At 67.3% G+C, this 19,972-nt stretch carries 20 protein-coding genes; 14 read left to right on the plus strand and 6 right to left on the minus strand.

Annotated features, from left to right (window positions below; all coding sequences use genetic code 11):
* Positions 1-6 precede the first annotated feature (6 nt).
* A complete protein-coding gene (locus AC6JAC_RS00530) occupies positions 7-1,089 on the plus strand; it encodes an ATP-dependent DNA ligase (RefSeq protein WP_028271411.1) in 1,083 nt (360 codons plus the stop codon).
* A gap of 170 nt (positions 1,090-1,259) precedes the next feature.
* Here AC6JAC_RS00530 and AC6JAC_RS00535 read toward each other — a convergent pair whose 3' ends face one another.
* Positions 1,260-2,579: an MFS transporter gene (locus tag AC6JAC_RS00535; protein WP_028271412.1), complete on the minus strand. Its 1,320-nt coding sequence runs from the start codon at positions 2,577-2,579 to the stop codon at positions 1,260-1,262.
* Between the two features lie 304 nt (positions 2,580-2,883).
* On the opposite strand from AC6JAC_RS00535, the gene AC6JAC_RS00540 reads away from it, so the two are divergent.
* From AC6JAC_RS00540 to AC6JAC_RS00595, 12 genes are all read left to right on the plus strand, one after another.
* Entirely contained in the window at positions 2,884-3,678 is a 795-nt protein-coding gene (locus tag AC6JAC_RS00540; RefSeq protein ID WP_043438754.1) for an IclR family transcriptional regulator, read from the plus strand.
* Between the two features lie 166 nt (positions 3,679-3,844).
* Complete coding sequence (locus AC6JAC_RS00545) at positions 3,845-4,726, plus strand: shikimate dehydrogenase (protein WP_028271414.1); 882 nt, start codon at positions 3,845-3,847, stop codon at positions 4,724-4,726.
* On the plus strand, positions 4,726-6,702 hold the full coding sequence (locus tag AC6JAC_RS00550; RefSeq protein ID WP_028271415.1) for a bifunctional sugar phosphate isomerase/epimerase/4-hydroxyphenylpyruvate dioxygenase family protein: 1,977 nt from the start codon (positions 4,726-4,728) through the stop codon (positions 6,700-6,702). Before AC6JAC_RS00545 ends, AC6JAC_RS00550 begins: the two co-directional genes overlap by 1 nt.
* A gap of 45 nt (positions 6,703-6,747) precedes the next feature.
* Entirely contained in the window at positions 6,748-7,653 is a 906-nt protein-coding gene (gene pcaH, locus AC6JAC_RS00555) for a protocatechuate 3,4-dioxygenase subunit beta (protein WP_028271416.1), read from the plus strand.
* Between the two features lie 4 nt (positions 7,654-7,657).
* Positions 7,658-8,248, plus strand: a complete 591-nt coding sequence (gene pcaG, locus AC6JAC_RS00560; protein WP_028271417.1) for a protocatechuate 3,4-dioxygenase subunit alpha — start codon at positions 7,658-7,660, stop codon at positions 8,246-8,248.
* An 11-nt stretch (positions 8,249-8,259) separates the two neighbouring features.
* Complete coding sequence (locus AC6JAC_RS00565; RefSeq protein ID WP_497966736.1) at positions 8,260-9,732, plus strand: lyase family protein; 1,473 nt, start codon at positions 8,260-8,262, stop codon at positions 9,730-9,732.
* A complete protein-coding gene (locus AC6JAC_RS00570; RefSeq protein WP_028271419.1) occupies positions 9,725-10,543 on the plus strand; it encodes an alpha/beta fold hydrolase in 819 nt (272 codons plus the stop codon). Before AC6JAC_RS00565 ends, AC6JAC_RS00570 begins: the two co-directional genes overlap by 8 nt.
* Positions 10,540-11,016, plus strand: coding sequence for a 4-carboxymuconolactone decarboxylase (gene pcaC / locus AC6JAC_RS00575; protein WP_442853346.1), 477 nt, complete (start codon positions 10,540-10,542; stop codon positions 11,014-11,016). The genes AC6JAC_RS00570 and pcaC overlap by 4 nt, the downstream gene beginning before the upstream one ends.
* A complete protein-coding gene (locus AC6JAC_RS00580; RefSeq protein WP_028271421.1) occupies positions 11,013-12,212 on the plus strand; it encodes a thiolase family protein in 1,200 nt (399 codons plus the stop codon). Before pcaC ends, AC6JAC_RS00580 begins: the two co-directional genes overlap by 4 nt.
* A 2-nt stretch (positions 12,213-12,214) precedes the next feature.
* Positions 12,215-12,892 (plus strand): 3-oxoacid CoA-transferase subunit A, encoded by a 678-nt coding sequence (locus AC6JAC_RS00585; RefSeq protein WP_028271422.1) that lies wholly within the window; start codon positions 12,215-12,217, stop codon positions 12,890-12,892.
* A gap of 1 nt (position 12,893) precedes the next feature.
* Complete coding sequence (locus AC6JAC_RS00590) at positions 12,894-13,577, plus strand: 3-oxoacid CoA-transferase subunit B (RefSeq protein WP_028271423.1); 684 nt, start codon at positions 12,894-12,896, stop codon at positions 13,575-13,577.
* Positions 13,578-13,762: 185 nt separating this feature from the next.
* Positions 13,763-14,587 (plus strand): IclR family transcriptional regulator domain-containing protein, encoded by an 825-nt coding sequence (locus AC6JAC_RS00595; RefSeq protein WP_028271424.1) that lies wholly within the window; start codon positions 13,763-13,765, stop codon positions 14,585-14,587.
* A 21-nt stretch (positions 14,588-14,608) separates the two neighbouring features.
* On the opposite strand, the gene AC6JAC_RS00600 is transcribed toward AC6JAC_RS00595, so the two are convergent.
* Positions 14,609-15,091 carry a pyridoxamine 5'-phosphate oxidase family protein gene (locus AC6JAC_RS00600; RefSeq protein ID WP_028271425.1) on the minus strand — a complete coding sequence of 161 codons (483 nt, stop codon included), beginning with the start codon at positions 15,089-15,091 and terminating at the stop codon, positions 14,609-14,611.
* A 109-nt stretch (positions 15,092-15,200) separates the two neighbouring features.
* On the opposite strand from AC6JAC_RS00600, the gene AC6JAC_RS00605 reads away from it, so the two are divergent.
* The gene (locus tag AC6JAC_RS00605) at positions 15,201-16,124 is read left to right on the plus strand and encodes a diacylglycerol/lipid kinase family protein (RefSeq protein WP_028271426.1); all 924 of its coding nucleotides are present in this window, start codon (positions 15,201-15,203) and stop codon (positions 16,122-16,124) included.
* Positions 16,125-16,224: 100 nt separating this feature from the next.
* On the opposite strand, the gene AC6JAC_RS00610 is transcribed toward AC6JAC_RS00605, so the two are convergent.
* The 4 genes from AC6JAC_RS00610 to AC6JAC_RS00625 are packed head-to-tail and all read right to left on the minus strand — an operon-like array spanning position 16,225 to position 19,922.
* Positions 16,225-16,953 carry a maleate cis-trans isomerase family protein gene (locus AC6JAC_RS00610; RefSeq protein WP_028271427.1) on the minus strand — a complete coding sequence of 243 codons (729 nt, stop codon included), beginning with the start codon at positions 16,951-16,953 and terminating at the stop codon, positions 16,225-16,227.
* A gap of 8 nt (positions 16,954-16,961) precedes the next feature.
* A complete protein-coding gene (locus AC6JAC_RS00615; RefSeq protein ID WP_028271428.1) occupies positions 16,962-18,416 on the minus strand; it encodes an amidohydrolase family protein in 1,455 nt (484 codons plus the stop codon).
* 10 nt (positions 18,417-18,426) lie between these two features.
* Positions 18,427-19,242, minus strand: a complete 816-nt coding sequence (locus tag AC6JAC_RS00620) for an aspartate/glutamate racemase family protein (RefSeq protein ID WP_028271429.1) — start codon at positions 19,240-19,242, stop codon at positions 18,427-18,429.
* Entirely contained in the window at positions 19,239-19,922 is a 684-nt protein-coding gene (locus AC6JAC_RS00625; RefSeq protein ID WP_028271430.1) for a GntR family transcriptional regulator, read from the minus strand. The genes AC6JAC_RS00620 and AC6JAC_RS00625 overlap by 4 nt, the downstream gene beginning before the upstream one ends.
* Between the last annotated feature and the right edge of the window lie 50 nt (positions 19,923-19,972).

Here is a 19,972-nt window from a genome sequence, read left to right on the forward strand (position 1 = left end):
GGCGTTATGCAATTGCCGGTGATGCCCCCGATCGCGCCCATGCTGGCCAAAGCCGTCAGCTCCCTGCCCGAAGTCCCGGATTCCGGCCCGAAATGGAGCTTCGAACCGAAGTGGGACGGCTTCCGGTCCATCATTTTCCGGGACGGCGACGAGGTGGAAATCGGCAGCCGCAACGGCAAACCCATGACCCGCTACTTCCCCGAACTGGTGGAGGCGCTGAAGGCGAACCTGCCGCCGCGCTGCGTGCTCGACGGCGAGATCGTCCTGGTGGGTGCCTCCGGTGACCGGCTCGACTTCGAAGCGCTCCAGCAGCGGATCCACCCCGCCGCCAGCCGGGTGAAGCTCCTGGCGGCGCAGACGCCGGCAAAGTTTGTGGCGTTCGACCTGCTGGCGCTTGACGACGAGGACCTCACCGGGCGGCCGTTCTCCGAGCGGCGGAGCATGCTGGAGAAGGCCCTTGCGGACAGTTCCGCGCCGGTCCACCTGACCGCCACCACGCGGGACAACGGCACGGCGCAGCAGTGGTTCCACCAGTTCGAGGGAGCCGGCCTGGACGGGATTGTGGCCAAGGCCCTCGACGGCAGCTACCAGCCTGACAAGCGTGTCATGCTGAAGGTCAAGCACGAACGCACCGCGGACTGCGTTCTGGCGGGGTACCGCGTGCACACCAGCGGCCCGGACCGGATCGGGTCCTTGCTGCTGGGGTTGTACAACGGCGACGGCGTCCTGGCGAGCGTGGGCGTGGTGGGCGCTTTCCCGATGCAGCGCCGCAAGGACCTGTTCGAGGAACTCCAGCCCCTGGTGACGGATTTCGACGGCCACCCCTGGGCCTGGGCCAAGCAGGAGGAAGGCAGCCGGACGCCGCGGAACGCCGAAGGCAGCCGGTGGAGCGCGGGCAAGGACCTGTCGTTCATCCCGCTCCGGCCCGAGCGGGTGCTGGAAGTGAAGTACGACCACATGGAAGGTGAACGGTTCCGCCACACCGCCCAGTTCGTCCGCTGGCGGCCGGACCGCGAGCCGGAATCCTGCACCTACGAGCAACTGGAAGAGCCCGTGAAGTACAACCTCGACGACGTGCTCGCCACCTGATCCGGCCGCAAACACCCGGACAAACTGCGGCGGCCCGCCCCCCAAAGGGGACGGGCCGCAGTCGTGACCTTCTTATGTGTGCATCCGGTCGGAAGATCAGGGAATCGCCGTGTCGGAACCATTGTGACTATCAATAGAGAGTCACGACGGCGGCTTCCGCGCTGCCGCTGCTACTTCAGGCCGAGCTCCCGGGTGGGAGTCTTGAAGGATTCCTTGGCCGTGAGGGCCGAGATTGCTGCGATGCCGCAGATGACGGCCGTGAAGATGCTGATCTGGACCCAGCCGCCGGGCTTGATGCCGCCCATTGCCGCCACGATCGCCGGGGCGAAGCCGGCCATCAGGAAGCCGAGCTGGGTGCCGATGGCCAGGCCGGAGAACCGGACCTTGGTGCTGAACATCTCGGCGTAGAAGGACGGCCAGACGGCGTTGGAGGCTGCGTAGCCGAAGGCGAAGAAACCGATGGCGGCCAGGAACATCAGCGGGACGCTGCCTGACTCGAGGCTCAGCAGGAAGACCGGAGTCAGGATCGCGCTGGCCACGGCGCCGTAAATGAACACCGGCTTGCGGCCGATCTTGTCCGCCAGCATGCCGAACAGCGGCTGGGTGCCGAGGGCCACGAAGTTGGCGCCGACCACAAGCCACAGGGTGGTGGTGCCGTCCACGCCGGCAACGGTCTTGGCGTAGCTGATGGCCAAGGTGCCGAAAACGGTGGACACGGCGGCGATGAAGGCGCAGGCCACAACCCGGAGGACGTCGCGCCAGTGGTGCTTCAGGAGGTCGGCAACCGGCAGCTTGGAGATGGCGGCGGACTTCTGTGCTTCGGCGAAAGCCGGCGGTTCGTGCAGGGTGCGGCGGATGAAGAAGGCCACGATGACCACCACGGCGCTGAGCCAGAACGGGATGCGCCAGCCGATGCCGTACTTGATCTCGTCCGGCAGGGCGAGCACGGGGATGAAGACCAGCGCGGCGAGGATCTGGCCGCCCTGGGTGCCGGTGAGGGTCCAGGACGTGAAGAAGGAGCGGCGGTTGTCCGGGGCGTGTTCCAGGGTCATGGAGGAGGCGCCGGCCTGCTCGCCGGCGGCGGAGAGGCCCTGGCACAGGCGGGCGAGCACCAGCAGGGCGGGAGCCCACCAGCCCACCGTGTTGAAGGCGGGGAGGCAGCCGATGAGGAAGGTGGAGGCTCCCATCAGCACGAGGGTGAACATAAGGACCTTCTGCCGGCCCACACGGTCACCGAAGTGGCCCAGGACGACGGCGCCGACCGGGCGTGCCACATAGGCGAAGCCGAAGGTGGCGAAGGACATGATGGCGGCATTGGCATCAGCACTGGGAAAAAACACGTGCGGGAAGATCAGCGCTGCGGCGGAACCGAAGATGAAGAAGTCGTAGTACTCGACGGCGCTTCCCAGGAAGCTGGCGAGGGCTGCCTTCTTCGGGGTCCCGGCCGGTGCAACGGTGCCCGGCGTCGTGGACGGGAGTGTCTGGCTCATGGTGTTCCTTTGTGTGACGACATTGTCGCGGATGGATCAGGATTTTCGCAGCTGCCGCCTGTCTCCAGCCCTCCGTCTCTGACGGAGGCATTCGTGGCGGCGGCCGGTGGTCCTTGTGAAGACCCGGACGAGTAGCCACATGGTGAGAGCTACTTGTGCGATACAGCAATGATGGCTGTGAGGGCTGTCACTTGTCAAGAAAAATAATCACCATCTAGAAATAGCTCTCACAATGTGGCAACATCGAGCTATGAGTGTGAACCAAAACACAGAGCCTGAGGGCGTAGTGGCTGCAGCCCCGGCCATGGCCAAAGAGGCGAACTCGTCCAGGGCCGCCAAGGATGACTCCCGCACGGACATGGTGGGCAAGGCCCTGGGCCTTCTCGTCCTGCTGGGCGATGAGCCGCGGGGAGCCAGTGCGGCGGAGCTGTCCCGCCGCGCGGAGCTCCCCTTCAGTACCACCTACCGCCTGCTGGGCTCGCTCACGCGGGACGGGTTTGTGGATTATGAGCCGGACGGCCGCCGCTACCACCTGGGCCTGCGCGTCTTCCAGTTGGGCCAGCGCGTCTCCAACCATCACGGATTTGCCGGCACGGCGCTGCCCATCCTCCGCCGGGTCACGGAGAAAACCGGGGAGGCCACCATCCTCTCCGTCCGCGACGGAAACCATCACCTGACGGTCAACAAAGTGGATGGACCGCAGACGTTCCGCGTGACGAGTGATCCGGGGCATCTTGGCGCTCTTCACACCACGTCGGTGGGCAAGGCCCTGGTGGCTTTTGCCGAGGACTCCGAGCGGAAGCGGCTGGTGGAGGAGCTGCCGCTTGACCCGCTGACGGAATTTTCCATTACGGACCGGGATGCCTTTCGCGCCGAGATAGACCAGGTCCGCCGGCGCGGCTACGCCGTCATGGACGAGGAGAACGAGCTGGGCATGCGTGCCGTGGCCGTCCCCGTCTTCAATGCCCAGGGTTACGCCTTTGCGTCCCTGGCCACGGCGGTGCCGGTCTTCCGTCTCAGCCTGGAGGACCTGGTGGCGCTCGTTCCCGCACTCCAGGAAGCCGCTTCCGAACTGGCCGCAAGGCTGCCGCAGCGATGAGGTGCGCCGCCCGCGGGGCCATGCGCCGTCGTCGTAATTTGTTCGTCATAAGAACATCGGTGCAATATGTGAACTTTTCCTGTACTGTAATCCCTACCACCCGGCACACCGCTGGCGCCCAGTGCGCCCCGGTCCGCCGGATGCCGTTGTCAAAGGAGCTAAACGGATGAGCAATCGAGCAGAGTCCTTTCTGGTGGGCCTCGTGGGTGATGGCGTCATGCCGTCCCTCACGCCCCACATGCACGAGCGCGAAGGCGATGTGCAGGGCCTGCGGTACCTCTACCGCCCCATCGACCTGCTGGAGCTGGGCCTGCCCGGTGAATCCGTGGGCGATCTCCTGCAAAGCGCGCACCGCCTCGGCTTCAACGGGCTGAACATCACGCATCCGTGCAAGCAGCTGGTCCTGGACCACCTCGACGAAGTGTCGCCGGACGCCCGCCGCCTCGGAGCCGTCAACACCGTGACCATCCGCGACGGCCGCTTCATCGGCCACAACACGGACTTCTCCGGCTTCGCGGCCGCCCTCGCCTCCGGCCTCCCGGACGCCAAGCTTGACCGTGTGGTCCAGCTGGGCGCGGGAGGCGCGGGATCCGCCGTCGCGTACGCCCTCCTCAGCGCCGGCGTCCGCCACCTTGACCTCGTGGATACGGACGCCGCCCGCTGCGCCGCGCGTGCCGCCGAACTGGCCGGGTTCTTCCCGGACAGCACCGTCACCGCACGCACGACGGCGGAGCTCCCGCAGCTGATGCCCCTCGCCGACGGTCTGGTGCACTGCACCCCCGTGGGCATGGCAGCTCACCCCGGCGTTCCGCTGGACCTGTCCCTGCTGGAATCACGGCACTGGGTGGCGGACATCGTCTACCGCCCGATCGAAACCGAGCTGGTCCGCGAGGCCCGGGCCAAGGGATGCGAAGTCCTGGACGGCGGACGCATGGCCGTGGGCCAGGCGGCAGACGCCTTCAGGATCTTCACCGGGCTGGAGCCGGACGCGGACCGCATGCGAGCCCACTTCCTGGAGCTCGTGGCCGCCGAAGAGGTTGCTGCCTGATGCGCACCGGAATCGCAACGGTGTGCCTGTCCGGCACGCTGAAGGAAAAAATGCAGGCCTGCGCCATCGCGGGATTCGACGGCATCGAAATCTTCGAGCAGGACCTCGTGACGTCCTCCTTGAGCCCGGAGGAGATCCGGAAGATGGCCGCAGACCTGGGCCTGACGCTGGACCTCTACCAGCCGTTCCGCGACTTCGACAGCGTTGCTGAAGACGTCCTCGCTGCCAACCTGCGCCGGGCGGAGGCCAAGTTCAAGCTGATGTCCCGCCTGGGCATGGACACCATCCTGGTCTGCTCCAACGTCGGCACGGCCACTGTCGACGACGATTCCCTGCGCGCCGAACAGCTCGCCCGGCTGGCCGGACTCGCCGGGGACCACGGCGTCAAAGTGGCCTACGAGGCGCTGGCCTGGGGAAAATACGTCAACGACTACGAGCACGCCCACCGCCTGGTGGAAACCGTGGACCACCCGAACCTGGGCACCTGCCTGGACTCCTTCCACATTCTTTCCCGCGACTGGGATACCGCGCCGATTGAAGCGTTCAGCGCGGACAAGATCTTCTTCGTGCAGGTGGCGGACGCCCCGAAGCTCTCCATGGACGTGCTGTCCTGGAGCCGGCACTACCGCGTCTTCCCGGGCGAGGGCCAGTTTGAGCTCGCCAAATTCATGGGCCACGTGGTCCGTGCCGGATACACCGGACCGGTGTCGCTGGAGGTGTTCAACGACGTCTTCCGCCAGTCCGACGTCGAACGCACCGCCGTGGACGCCATGCGGTCGCTGATCTGGCTGGAGGAGCAGAGCGCCAAGTGGCTGGACGCCAACGACGCCCGTACGGACAGTGCCGTTGTTGGTGGGCCTGGCGTCAGCGGAGCTGTTGGTGGGCCTGCGGCCCCCGGCCGCCGCCGCTATCCCATGGAACTGGCCACGCTCCCGCAGGTGGCCGAACCGGCAGGCTTCAACTTCGCCGAGGTCAAAGCTGCCGACCCTGCAGGCCTCGAGGAGGTGCTGGGCCAGCTGGGATTTGAATTCAACGGCAGACACCGCACCAAAGACGTGCAATTGTGGAGCATGGGCCACGCACGCGTGATCATCAACGAGCAGGATCCGTCCGGCGGGGCCGGCTCTAACTCTTCACCCGCGATTGCAGCCCTCGGCTTTGACGTCGATTCGCCCGTGATTGCCGCCGCCCGCGCCCAGCAGCTCAAGGCTCCCGCCGTGCCCCGCAAGAGCCAGGCCAACGAAGAAGTCTTCCAGGGCTTCGCCGCGCCGGACTCCACCGAAATCTTCCTCTGCCAGGGCAGCCCGGACGGCACCGCCGCCTGGATCAACGAATTCGGCGAGCCCCGCGAGTTCGGCGAAGGCCTGGAAATTCCGGCCGCCGGCGGACGCATGGCCGTGATTGACCACGTGAACCTCGCCCAGCCGTGGCAGCACTTTGACGAAGCCGTGCTCTTCTACACCAGCGCCCTGGCACTGGAACCGCAGCCGTTCGCGGAGGTGCCAAGCCCCAGCGGGCTGGTGCGCTCCCAGGTGATGCTGACGGCCGACCGCGCCGTGCGCCTGGTCCTGAACCTCGCACCCGTCATCCAGCAGGACGGTGCGGAGGCCGGAACTGCGCACCGGAAGACCTACCAGGAACACATCGCCTTCGCCGTGGACGACCTCGTGGAAACCGCACGCTCAGCGCGGGCCCGGGGCCTGGACTTCCTGCAGATCCCGGCCAACTACTACGAGGACCTGGACGCCCGGTTCGACCTCGATCCCGCGTTCCTGGCCACGCTGCGGGAGCTGAACCTCCTGTACGACCGTGATGCCGACGGCGAGTTCCTGCACTTCTACACCGCCACCGTGGGCAGCGTGTTCTTCGAAGTGGTGGAACGCCGCGGCGGCTACGACGGCTACGGCGCGCCCAACGCGCCGGTGCGGCACGCCGTCCAGTACGACTACCTGCACCAGCAGGGCCGGACCACCTGAACTGACCAACCATCTCCAACCATCAATATCTGAAAGGAGGCTGCTGTGCCTGAAGACATCAACCTTGAGATTTTCAACGCCGACCCGATTACCGAAGACGTGTCGGACGCGGCGCGCCAGGCCGGAACCGAAGCCGCACCGAAGACCTCCGCGCCGCTTGATGCCGCTGCGGAATCGCAGGCGGACCTCAGCGCCGAGATGAAGTCGATCGGCGAGGCCTACGCGGCGGCGCTCAAGAACGGCGCCAAGCCGGAGATCCAGCCCAGGCTGGACTACGCACCTTACCGCAGCAGCGTCCTGCGCCACCCGACCAAGGACCTGCACCACGCGGATCCGGAGACCATCGAGCTGTACTCGCCGGCCTTCGGACACATGGACGTGCACGCGCTGGAAGCGGACCTGACCATCCAGCACAACGGTGAACCCCTGGGCGAACGCATCCTGGTGTCCGGCCGTGTGCTCGACGGTGACGGCCGTCCCGTGGCGGGCCAGCTCGTGGAGATCTGGCAGGCCAACTCCGCCGGCCGCTACATCCACAAGCGGGACCAGCACCCCGCCCCGCTCGACCCCAACTTCACCGGCGTGGGCCGCTGCATCACCGGGGCCGACGGCTCCTACAGCTTCACCACCATCAAGCCCGGCGCGTACCCGTGGAAGAACCACCTCAACGCCTGGCGGCCTGCGCACATCCACTTCTCGCTGTTCGGGCAGGAGTTCACCCAGCGCATCGTCACCCAGATGTACTTCCCCGGTGACCAGCTCTTCCCGCTGGACCCGATCTACCAGTCCATCGTGGACCAGGATGCCCGGGACCGCCTGGTGGCCACCTACGACCACGACCTCACCAAGCCCGAGTGGGCCATCGGCTACAAGTGGGACATCGTCCTGACGGGCTCCAAGCGGACCTGGACCGAAAACGAAGCCTTCGGCACAGATGGCGAAGAGGAATAGTCGGATGAATAACACCACGAAGCTGACCCCAACCCCCGGCCAGACCGTTGGCCCCTTCTACGGCTACGCCCTCCCGTACGAGAAGGACCGTGAACTGCTGGCTCCGGGTTCACCGGGCTCCATCCGCCTGCAGGGCACCGTGTACGACGGCGCCGGACACCCCATCCCGGACGCGATCCTGGAAATCTGGCAGCCGGATTCCGAGGGCAAGGTGGTGCACCGCACCGGCTCACTGGTCCGCGACGGATACACGTTCACCGGCTTCGGGCGGAGCGCGGTGGGCAACACCGGCGTGTACACCTTCACCACGGTTAATCCCGGCCCCACCGAGCCCGTCCCCGGAAAACCAGCGGCGGCTCCGTTCATTTCGGTGGCAGTGTTTGCCCGCGGCCTGATGAACAGGCTCTTCACCCGTGTGTACCTGCCGGAGAACGAGGAAGCACTGGCAGCTGATCCGCTGCTCTCCTCCCTGGACCCCGAACGCCGCAGCACGCTGATTGCGCGCCGCGACGCCGACGGCGGACTCACCTGGGACATCCGGCTGCAGGGTGAGGGCGAGACCGTTTTCCTCGACTTCGAGGGCGCCTCCCAGTGACTGCTTCCCACCTGTCCGACGGCGACGTCGGGCTCCTCAGTCCCGTGTCGGCGTCGCCTTCGGTGGCGGCGCTGACGGGGGACCGGGCTGTCCTGGCGGCGATTCTCGCCGTCGAGGCCGGCTGGGCATCGGTGCTGGAGAAGGCCGGCCTCGCGCCGGCCGGCTCCGCCGCCGTCGTGGCTTCCGCGGCGGACGTGGACCGCTATGACGTGGCGGGCATCGCTGTCCGCGCACAGGGCGGCGCCAACCCGGTCATCCCGCTGCTCACCGACCTCCGTGCCGAGGTCAAGGCACTGGATACGGATGGCGTGGACGCTGCCGGCCCGGGTGGCAGTGTTGGTGCCCTGCGCGCGGTTCACACCTCGCTGACCAGCCAGGACGTGCTGGATTCGGCGCTGATGCTGCTGGCAAAGAACGCCGTTGCCGCGCTCGTGACGGACCTTCGCGGAATCACGACGGCGCTGGCGGACATGGCGGAGCAGCATGCGGAGACGCTGTGCGTCGGCAGGAGCCTGACGCAGCACTCGCTGCCGTTTACGTACGGGCTGAAGGCGGCGCAATGGTTCCACGGCCTGGCCGCTGCGGCCCGGCGCCTCGAGGCCGTGGAGCTGCCGCTGCAGACCGGCGGCGCCGCGGGCACGCTGGCGGCCGGAACAGTGCTCACCAAGGACTCGGTGGAGACGCCCTTCGACCTGGCGGGCAACCTCGCCGCGCACCTTGGCCTGGCGGCAGCGCCCGGGCCGTGGCACACCAACCGGCTGGCCGTCACGTCGCTGGGCGATGCCCTGGCCGGCGTCACCGATGCCCTGGGCAAGATGGCCTCCGACGTGCTGTTCCTCAGCCGGCCGGAAGTGGGCGAGCTCGCCGAACCCCGGGCTGCCGGCCGCGGAGTGTCCTCGGCGATGCCGCAGAAGCAGAACCCGGTGTTGTCCGTGCTGGTCCGCAGCGCGGCACTACAGGCCCCGAACCTGGCCGCACAGCTGCACCTGGCAGCGGCCAACTTCAACGACGAGCGTCCCGACGGCGCCTGGCACAGTGAATGGCCGGCCTTCCGCCAGCTGCTCCGCCTGGCACTCGGCGCGGCCGGGCAGCTGCGCGAGCTCGCCGAAGGCGTCCGGGTCTTCCCGGATGCCATGCGCCGCAACCTGGAGCTGTCCGGGCCACTGCTGCTCAGCGAAGGAGTGTCCGCCGCCGTGGCGCCGCTGCTTGACGAGCGGGACGGCAGGAACGGCAAGCAGCAGCTCCAGGAGGTGGTGGACCGGACGCTCCAGGCTCCGCCCGCAGAACAGCCCGGAACGTACCGCCGCCTGCTGCGCGAGACCGTACCCGCCAGCGCGGTGTCCGATGACCGGCTGGAAGAACTCCTGGATCCTGCCAGCTACCTGGGGCAGGCCGCCGAAATTTCCCGCCGCATCCTGGCCGCCTACCCCGACTTTGCGCGCACCCCTATCCAAGAAGACCTGAACGGAGACTCCCGTGGCTAGACCCACAGTCAAGGCAGTATTGCTCTCCCCGCAGCGACCGCTGGGGGACAAGCCCCTCGTGGTGGTGGGGCCGTCGCTGGGGACGTCCTCAGTGCTGTGGACGCAGGCCGGCGCCCTGCTCGGGACCGACTTCGACGTCGTCGCCTGGGACCTGCCCGGCCACGGCGTCTCACCGGCCGCGACGGAAACGTTCGACGTCGCCGAACTGGCTGACGCCGTCGTCGACCTTGTCGACTCAATCGCCCCGGGCGAGAGGTTCCACTACGCGGGCGTGTCCCTCGGCGGGGCCACCGGACTGCAGCTGGGCATCAAGCACGGCGAACGCCTCAAGAGCCTCTCCGTGCAGTGCAGCGGCGCCAAGATCGGCACGCCCGAAGGCTGGCTGGAACGCGCCGAGACCGTCCGCGCCCAGGGCACCGCAGTGATGATCCAGGGTTCGGCGCAGCGCTGGTTCGCCGCCGGTTTCATGGACCGTGAGCCCGAGGTCAGCAGCCGCCTGCTGCACTCCCTGCGCGACGCCGACCGCTTCAGCTACGCCTTCTGCTGCGAAGCCCTGGCCGGATTCGACGTCCGCGCTGAGCTGGGCAGCATCCGGGTTCCCACCCAGGCCGTGGCGGGCGCGGAGGACTCCGTGGTGCCGCCGCCGTTCGCCAAGGAAATCGCGGACGGCATCACCGCCGGCGGCGGGACCGCAAACGCGGTGACGCTCGAGGGCGTGGCACACCTGGCTCCGGCCGAGGCGCCCGCCCACGTTGCCGAGTTGCTGAAGAGCCTGATTACCTGGAGCGAAACCAGCGGAGCAGCCAAGTGAGCGGCGCGGAAGTGTCAGGCACAGGCACAGGCACAGGCACCGGTACTGGCGCAGGCACAGAGCGGCACGGCGTGGTCCAGCCGGACGCCACCAGCCAGGAAATTTACGACGGCGGCATGGTGGTCCGCCGCGAGGTGCTGGGTGCCGCGCACGTGGACCGCGCGAACGCCAACAAGGACGCCTTCACCGAGGACTTCCAGGACATGATCACCCGCATCGCCTGGGGCGGCATCTGGACCCGTCCAGGCCTGACCCGGCAGATGCGCTCCGCGGTCACCCTCACCGCGATGGTGGCGCACGGGCACTGGGAAGAACTGGCCATGCACGTCCGCGCAGCCATCACCAACGGCCTCAGCAGGGACGAGATCAAGGAAATCCTGCTCCAGACCGCCATTTACTGCGGAGTCCCCTCCGCGAACACCGCCTTCAAGACCGCGCAACAGGTTTTTAAAGAAATGGATGCAACCTCATGAACCAGGCTTTTGTGTACGATGCCGTGCGCACCCCGTTTGGGAAGTTCGGCTCCGGCCTTGCCGGTGTCCGGCCGGATGATCTTGCCGCGCATGTGATCGGTGAGATTGTGAAGCGGGCTCCGAAGCTCGATGTTGAGCGGATCGACGAGGTGGTGTTCGGGAACGCGAACGGCGCCGGCGAGGAGAACCGGAACGTGGCCCGGATGGGCACCTTGCTGGCCGGGTTGCCGGTGTCGATCCCGGGCACCACGGTCAACCGGCTCTGCGGTTCCTCGCTGGACGCGGCGATCATCGCTTCCCGCCAGGTCAACGCCGGGGACGCGGAGTTGATGCTGATCGGCGGCGCGGAGTCGATGTCCCGGGCCCCGTGGGTGCTGCCCAAGACGGAGAAGCCCTACCCGGCAGGGGACCTGAACCTGGCCTCGACCACGCTGGGCTGGCGCCTGGTGAACAAGGCGATGCCGAAGGACTGGACCATCTCCCTGGGCGAAGCCACCGAGCGTTTGGCCGAGAAGTACGGGGTGAGCCGTCAGCAGCAGGACGAGTTCGCGGCCAACTCCCACAACCTCTCCGCCGCGGCCTGGGATGAGGGGTTCTACGACAACCTCGTGGCGCCGGTGCCGGGCACGGACCTGGTCCGGGACGAGGGGATCCGGGCCGGGTCCTCGGCGGAGAAGCTCGCCGGGCTCAAGACCGTGTTCCGGGCCGAGAACGGCACCGTGACCGCCGGGAATGCGTCCCCGCTCTCGGACGGGGCGTCCGCGGCCTGGATCGGGAGTGAGAACGCGGCCGGGATCCTCGGGATGGCGCCGCTGGCCCGGATCGCCGGGCGCGGCGCGCACGCGAACGATCCGCAGTACTTCGGCTACGCCCCGGTGGAGGCGGCGAACAAGGCCCTCGCGAAGGCGGGCATCAGCTGGGAGCAGGTGGGCGCCGTCGAACTGAACGAAGCGTTCGCCGCGCAGTCCCTGGCCTGCATCAACGCCTGGGGCATCGACCACTCGATTGTGAACCGGCACGGCGGCGCGATCGCGATGGGCCACCCGCTGGGTGCCTCCGGCGGCCGGATCCTGGGCACCCTGGCCCGGTCCCTGCAGGCCTCCGGTGAACGCTGGGGCGTCGCCGCGATCTGCATCGGCGTCGGCCAAGGCCTCGCCGTCGTCCTCGAAAACGTAACTTCCGGAGTTAAGGGCTAACCATGCTGAATTTCATTGACACCGTCGGCGAGGCAGTCGCCGGCATCAAGGACGGTTCCACCGTGATGATCGGCGGCTTTGGCAACGCCGGCCAGCCGTTCGAACTGATCGACGCGCTGCTGGACAGCGGCGCCACGGACCTGACCGTGGTGAACAACAACGCCGGCCAGGGCGACCAGGGCCTGGCCCTGCTCATCAAGGAAGGCCGGGTGAAGAAGATGATCTGCTCCTTCCCTCGACAGTCCGACTCCTGGCACTTCGACGCCAAATACAAGGCCGGCGAGATCGAACTCGAACTGGTCCCGCAGGGCAACCTGGCCGAGCGCATCCGGGCAGCCGGCGCAGGAATCGGCGGCTTCTTCACCCCCACCGGCTACGGCACCATGCTGGCCGAGGGCAAGGAAACCCGCATCCTGGACGGCCGCGGCCAGGTCTTCGAGACCCCCATCCACGCCGACGTCGCCCTGATCAAGGCGCTCAAGGCCGACGGCGTCGGGAACCTCGTATACCGCAAGACGGCACGCAACTTCGGCCCGATCATGGCCGCTGCGGCCAAGCACACCATCGTCCAGGTCTCCGAGATCGTCCCGACCGGCGGACTCGACCCGGAAAACGTCGTGACCCCCGGCATCTACGTCAACAGCATTGTCCGTGTTAGTAATTCAGTGAAGGTGGCCTGAGATGAGCATCCAGACAGCATCCATCCAGACATCCGACGCGCCCCTGGGCCGCGACGACCTTGCCCGCCTGGTGGCCCGCGACATCAAGCCCGGTTCGTTCGTGAACCTGGGCATCGGCCAGCCCACCCTGGTGTCCAACTACCTCGAACCGGAGCAGAACATCACGCTCCACACCGAGAACGGCATGCTCGGTATGGGCCCGGTGGCTGAAGGGGACCAGATCGACGGCGACCTCATCAACGCCGGGAAGATCCCCGTCACCGAACTGCCGGGGGCGTCCTACTTCCACCACGCCGACTCCTTCGCGATCATGCGCGGCGGGCACCTGGACATCTGCGTCCTCGGCGCGTTCCAGGTCTCCGCCACCGGAGACCTCGCCAACTGGCACACCGGCGCACCGGACGCCATCCCCGCCGTGGGCGGCGCGATGGACCTGGCCACCGGCGCCAAGGACGTCTTTGTGATGATGACGCTCCTGACCCGCGACGGCGCGTCCAAGATCGTGGAGGCCTGCACCTACCCGCTCACCGGCGTGGGCTGCGTGACCCGCGTGTACACGGACAAGGCCGTCTTCCTGACCGGTCCGGACGGCGTTCAGGTCCGCGAGACGTTCGGCTGCACCCTTGAGGAACTCCAGGCCCTGGTGCCCGTCCCCCTCACAGCAGCCCCCGCCGTCGAACGCTAACCGCGCCCAGCGCGAACGGACACCTAAGGCCCAAACCCCGGCGCGAACTGGCAGCAGATGCCCTCAAATCCCCGATCTGAGGGCATTATCTGCCCGTTCGCGCTCAAGGGCGGGGCCGGAACTGCCCGTTCGCGCTCAAGGGCTGTGGGGGACCGGCGCCGCGCAGGCTAATAGGATTGGTAACCATGACCGACGCAGCAGCAGAGACCGCGCCCAGGCCTTCATCTGCGCCCCAGGCCAGTGACCAGTACGTGCAGTCCCTCGCCCGCGGGCTGGCCGTGATCCGCGCCTTCGATACCGACCACCCGGTGATGACCCTCACCGAAGTCGCCGCCCGGACCGACCTGACCCGCGCCACCGCCCGCCGCTTCCTGCACACGCTCGTGGAGCTGGGCTACGTCCGCACGGACGGGAAGACCTTTGCCCTCACGGCGCAGGTGCTGCAGCTCGGCTACGCCTACCTGTCCGGCCTGTCGCTGCCGCAGCTCGCGCAGCCGCACCTCGAGGAACTGTCGCTGCGGCTGGGAGAGTCGACGTCGGCCGCTGTGCTGGACGGGAAGGACATCGCCTACATCGCGCGGGTCACCACCCGCCGGATCATGAACATCGGCATCACCGTGGGGACCCGCTTCCCGGCCTACGCCACGTCCATGGGCCGGGTGCTGCTCGCCGCGCTCCCCCCGGCGGCACTGGAGAAGTACCTTGCCGAGGCCGAGATCAAGCCGCTGACTCCCCGCGCCATCGGCACCAAAAAAGACCTCGTGGCAGCGCTGGACACGGTCCGCGCGCAGGGCTGGTGCCTGCTGGACCAGGAACTCGAACTTGGCCTGATGTCCATCGCGGCCCCGGTCTACCACGGCCCCACCAAGGTGGTGGCAGCCATCAACGTGTCGCTCCAGGCCCAGTCGGTGGCCACCAAACCGGACCCCAAGGCCTACCTGGAAATGGTGCAAAAGGAAACGGTGGAGACGGCCCGGCTGATATCCGCGGACCTCTCAGCCAAGCACTAGCAGGCTCACTTGGCGGGCGCTTTACTGCTGGTGCCCGACCTGCTGCTGGTGCCCGGGCAGGGTGACCGGTTCCACGGGCGGCCACCATTTGGTGGGCGGGCCGATGACAAACCGGCGCCCGCTCAGTTCACTGGGCGTGATGCGGACCAGGATGTCCTTGGCACCCTCCTGCCACGGCGACGGCGTCTCGGCGGGGGCGTCCTCACCGGGCTGCACGGCCTCGGCGACTCCCTTGACCACAACGCTCCACGCAATGGTCCCGTAGATGTTCAGCCCGTCCGCTTCAAGAACCACCGGCTCTCCGGCGAGGACGGCGTCCAGCTTGGTTCCGTGACCTGTCCGGAAAAGCACCGTACCTTCGTCCGGCAGGTAGTTGACCGGAAAGATCTCCGGCTTCGCATCGCTGATGACCGCCAGCCTTCCCACGGACGCGGAACGAAGGTGCTGCCAGCATTCATGAACGGTGAGATCTTTTGTTTCCGGCCCCGGCCCAGACGTGTTCATGCTGCTGAGCCTAGGTGCCCGGTCCGCGTTGCGGCAGGGTAGCAAGTCCCGGATTTCAGTTACGCTTCACTTTGGGAGAACCCCCGACCATTTGCCTGTGAAGGATGCCATGACCCAGGAAAACAAACGCGCCGCCATCATCATCAATCCCGCCAAGCCGGTGGACTTTGATGTCCGGGGCCTGATGGCCAAACACTGCGCAGACGCCGGCTGGGATGAACCCCTGTGGATCGAAACCACCAAGGAGGACCCGGGCGTCGGGCAGGCGAAGGAAGCGCTTGAGCGGGGCGCCGACGTCGTTATTGCTGCCGGCGGCGACGGCACCGTGCGGTGCGTGGCTGAGGTCCTTTCGGGCACGGACACCCCGATGGGGCTGCTGCCGCTGGGCACCGGCAATCTGCTGGCGCGCAACCTCGGGATGGACGTCACCGACATCGAGGGCGCGATGGCGGGTGCCCTGACGGGCGAGGACCGCAAGATCGACGTTGTCCAGGCAGTCCGGAGCGATCCGGAGAAGGAGCAGCTCTTCCTGGTGATGGCGGGCATGGGCTATGACGCCACCATCATGGCGGACACCAACGAGGACCTGAAGGACAAAGTGGGCTGGCTGGCCTATGTGGACGCGGGGATCCGGAACCTTCCGGGAAAACCGGTCAAGGCAAACATCGTCATCGACGGAAAGTCGGTGGCACACCGCCGGGTCCGCAGCGTCATGGTGGGAAACTGCGGCAAGGTCCAGGGCGGCCTGGAAATCTTCCCCGACGCGAAGGTGGACGACGGCCTGCTGGACGTGGTGGTCCTGGCGCCCCGGGGCAAGCTCGGCTGGTTCTCCGTTGTGGCCGGCATGATCGGCAAGGGCAAAGGCCGTGACACGTCCGTGGAGTTCTTCCAGGGAAAAACTGTCGAAATCACGTTTGAACATGCCGACGACTACCAGCTCGACGGCGATCACGAGGGCGACACCAAGTACGTCAACATGACCATGCTTCCCGGTGCGCTGACCGTCCGAATGAACGCGCCGGCCGACGCCTAGCCGGAGGCGCACAACAGACACAAAAGGTTCGACGGCGGCCCGCTCCCAGTGGGCGGGGCCGCCGTCGGTTCTTGCCTGGGCTGCTTTCTGGCTGACTGAATCAGTCCGCCAGCAGCCTGCCCCACCTCGGTGCGAGCAAGGGGGACCCGGCAAGTTTGAGGCAGTGCCACAGCGTCACGGCAACGGAGTCCAGCACCGGAACGCCGGTTTCTGCCTCCACTTCCGCGGCGATATTGGCGCCGTACAGGTTGGTGCAGAGGTAGATCAGTGCATCCGGGCGGGCTGCGGCCAGCTCCAGTGATCCGGGCCGCATCTCATCGTCCGTGACCCGGGCGAACGACTCGTTGTCGCTCAGCCCCAGGGCCCGGTGGCCGATGGTCTTGATGCCGTCCGCCTCGTAGGAGGCCATGATCGCGCGGTTGACGTCCTCCGTGTACGGCGTGAAGAGACTGATCCGTTCCGTGCCGAAGGACTCGAATGCGGCCAGGTAGGCGAGCGTGGACGTGGTGGCCGGGATGCCCGTCGCGTCCATGATTTCCCCGACTAGCTCGCGGTCGTGGTCCGCGCCGAGCCAGGAACCGGACGTGCCGTTCCAGGCGATGACATCAACGTCTGCCGTTGCCAGCAGCTCGGCGGCGGCGCGCATCACAGCGGGATCAAACTGCTTGTCTGAAGAGTCGTCGAGGGCGATCCTGGTGACGGGGATCCGGGTGAAGTGGATGGTGACGTCGTCCCGGCCGCCGAGGATCCGGTAGCTCTGCGGCTCCAGGCAGGTGTTGGAGGACGGCACGATCATGCCGATGCGGGTCTTGCGTGCTGCGGATGGCATGGTGGCTCCTACTTTGCTGCGGAGAGGGTTGCGGGAGTGGCTGCGGCCGAATCCGCGGCGGCACCCGCACCGGACGAGAGGTGCTCGCGGAAGCCGTTGCGGGCCACGAAACGCCCCACGGCGCCTGGATCGTGGAAGCCGTCAGCGTCGAGAACCACCCGTCCGGCGGACACCACGACGGCGGGCCAGCCGGTGAGCGTGCGGCCGTCGAACGGCGAGAAATCAGTGCCCATGTGCAGCGCACCGCCGTCGACCGTCCGTTCTTCGGCGGGGTCGAAGACCACCAGGTCAGCGTCGAAGCCCTCGGCGACGGTCCCCTTGCCGGGGACCGCGTTGATGCGTGCCGGGCCTGCGGAGAAAACTTCCACGAAGGCCTCCACCGAGCTGCCGGCTGAAGCCATGGCTGTGAAGGTGACGGGCATCCGGGTTTCCACCCCCGGAAGGCCGTGCGGCATGGCGCGGACGTCGTCCGTACGTTCACGCTTCTGCGACAGGTCATAGCAGGAGTGGTCCGAGGAGACGGTGTGGATGGCGCCGTCGGCGAGCCGTTCCTTGAGGGCGGCGACGGTTTCGGGGCTGCGCATGGGCGGGCAGCAGGCGTACCACTCCGGGAATGCGGACCCGTAGACGGTGTCATCGAGCGTCAGGTAGTGCGGGCACGTCTCGGAGTAGGCCTCCTGGCCGCGGGCACGGGCCTCGGTGACCAGATCGACGGCGCCCGGGGTTGACTGGTGAACGAAGTACACGGGGGCTTTGGTGTACTCGGCCATTGCCAGGGTTTCCTTGACCGAGATTTCCTCGGCCAGCTCAGGGCGGGTCCGGTGCAGGTGCTCGATGCCGATCCGGCCGTCGTCGGCGTGCTGCTGCGTGCAGTCGCTGATGATGGGGTCGTGTTCGGCGTGGATGTAAGTCAGGCCGTCCAGCCGGACCATCTCGCGCATGACCTTCAGGATGGTGTCCCCGTCCGCCATGGTGGTGCCGCGGTTGGTGGTGTACATCTTCACCGAGCGGACACCTTCGGCTGCCAGCTGCTCCAGCTGCCAGGGCACGGTCTCATCCCAGCTGACAACGGCACCGTGCAGGGCGACGTCGCAGCGGGATTCCAACGCCAGTTCCTTCTTGTGGAGCACGGCCGCCAGCGGGGTTTCCTGGGCGTCGCGGGGAATGCCGAAGTCAATGATTGTGGTGGTGCCGCCCCAGAGTGCTGCCGTGGAGGTGGTGCGGTAGTCGTCCAGGGTCCGGAAGCGTCCGGTTACCTGGGCCACGTGGCAATGGCCGTCCACGCCGCCGGGAACCACCAGCCGGCCGGTGGCGTCGATGGTCCGGGCAGCGGCGGGGACGGGTTCGGTCGCGTCGATGAGTTGGTCGATGCGGCCGTCGCGGACCACCACGTGGGCGTTCCTGCGGCCGAAGCTGTTGACCACGGTGCCGTGGGCGATGACGAGGTCTGGAGTGCGGGACATCATTGTCCTCCTAGTTCGTTGAAGCGGCGTTTGTTGCCGCGGTGTGTGCCGACTGTGCGGCGGCCAGGGCGGCGTCGAGGTTTTCGGAGAGGCCCTTGCGGGCCTTGAGCGGTGGCGGCGCGAAGGCGCCGGCGCGGTGCGGTCCGGACTGCAGTCCGACGACGGCCTCCGCCATGCGGATGCCGGCGGAGATGCCGTCCACCACCGGAACCGGGATCTGTCCCCGGAGTTCGCGGGCCAGGCCGGCGAGGGGCGCACCTGCGAGGATGACGACGTCGGCCCCGTCCTCGGTGACGGCCTGGCGGCTGAGCGCCAGCAGCGTTTCCTTGAAGTCCTGCTGTACGGAACCGATGCCGTTAAGGCTTTCGTTGATGGAGCGGATGGAGGCCAGCCGGCCGCCGAGGCCGAAGCGCTCCACGCAGTCGCGGTACCAGGGCCGGATCCGGTCCGAGATGGCAATGATGGAAAAGCGGTGGCCCTGCAGGGCGGCGGCGCACAGCGCGGCCTCGGTGATGCCGATGACGGGGACGTCCGTGAGTTCCTTCAGTGCGGGCATGCCCGGGTCGCCGAAGGCCGCGACAACGACGCCGTCGATGGGTGCGCCGTCGATAGGTGCGCCGTCCACCTTTCCGGTGTATTCGGCCATCACCTCGGCCACGGCGCCGGCGGCGATCAGGGATTCGAAGCGGGTTTCGATGTATTCGACGCCGTGCCCGGCGGTGCGGACCACCAGTTCGGTGCCCGGTGAGGCGGAGCGCAGGGCTTCCGATTCGATCAGCGCCGTGACGTCGTCGCTGATGTTGGGGTTGATGACAAGGAGTTTCATTTTTTCTTCCGGTGAAGGGCGGGTTCTGTTTTCTGGAAGTCGTCGGGGAACTGTTCGCGGTATTTGCCGATGTGCGACGCCGATTGGGCGGCGGCGCGGTCGGGGTCGCCGCTGGCGATGGCGCCATAGAGCTCCCGGTGTTCCTGGATCAGTTCGGGCAGGTCGCTGACGTGCCGGAACAGCCAGTGCATGCGGCCCTGCAGGGGTTCCAGGGCTGACTTGAGGAAGCCGTTGTCCGCGATCCGGGTGATGGCGTCGTGGAATTCACTGTTGGCCCGGTGCGCCTCCATGACGGCGCCTTTGGCGAGGCATCGTTGGGCATCGTCCAGCAGTCCGTCAAGGTAGGCCAGGTCATCCGGTGTTGCGCGGACGGCGGCCAGCCGGCAGGCCAGCACCTCCAGCGACTGGCGGACGTCGAAGAGATCCTCCACGTCCTTGGGGCTGAGCGAACTGACCTCGGCGCCGCGGGCTCCCCGGTCGCTGAGGAGGCCTTCCTGGCGCAGCATCCGCAGCGCCTCCCGGACCGGCAGCCGCGACACGTTGAACTCGGCTGCAAGGTCTCGTTCAACCAGCCGGGTGCCGGGAGCGTAATGCCCTTCGAAAATCCGCGTGCGGAGCGTGTCCCGGACAGTCTCGCGAAGGGGGCGGTCCTTGTCCTGGGTTTCTTCTGCGGTAAGCATGGTGCTCCATTCGGGTTTTCGTGACGGGTGGTGCGCTCCCGGCGCCGGGA

Source organism: Arthrobacter sp. KUASC02 (assembly GCF_059739395.1).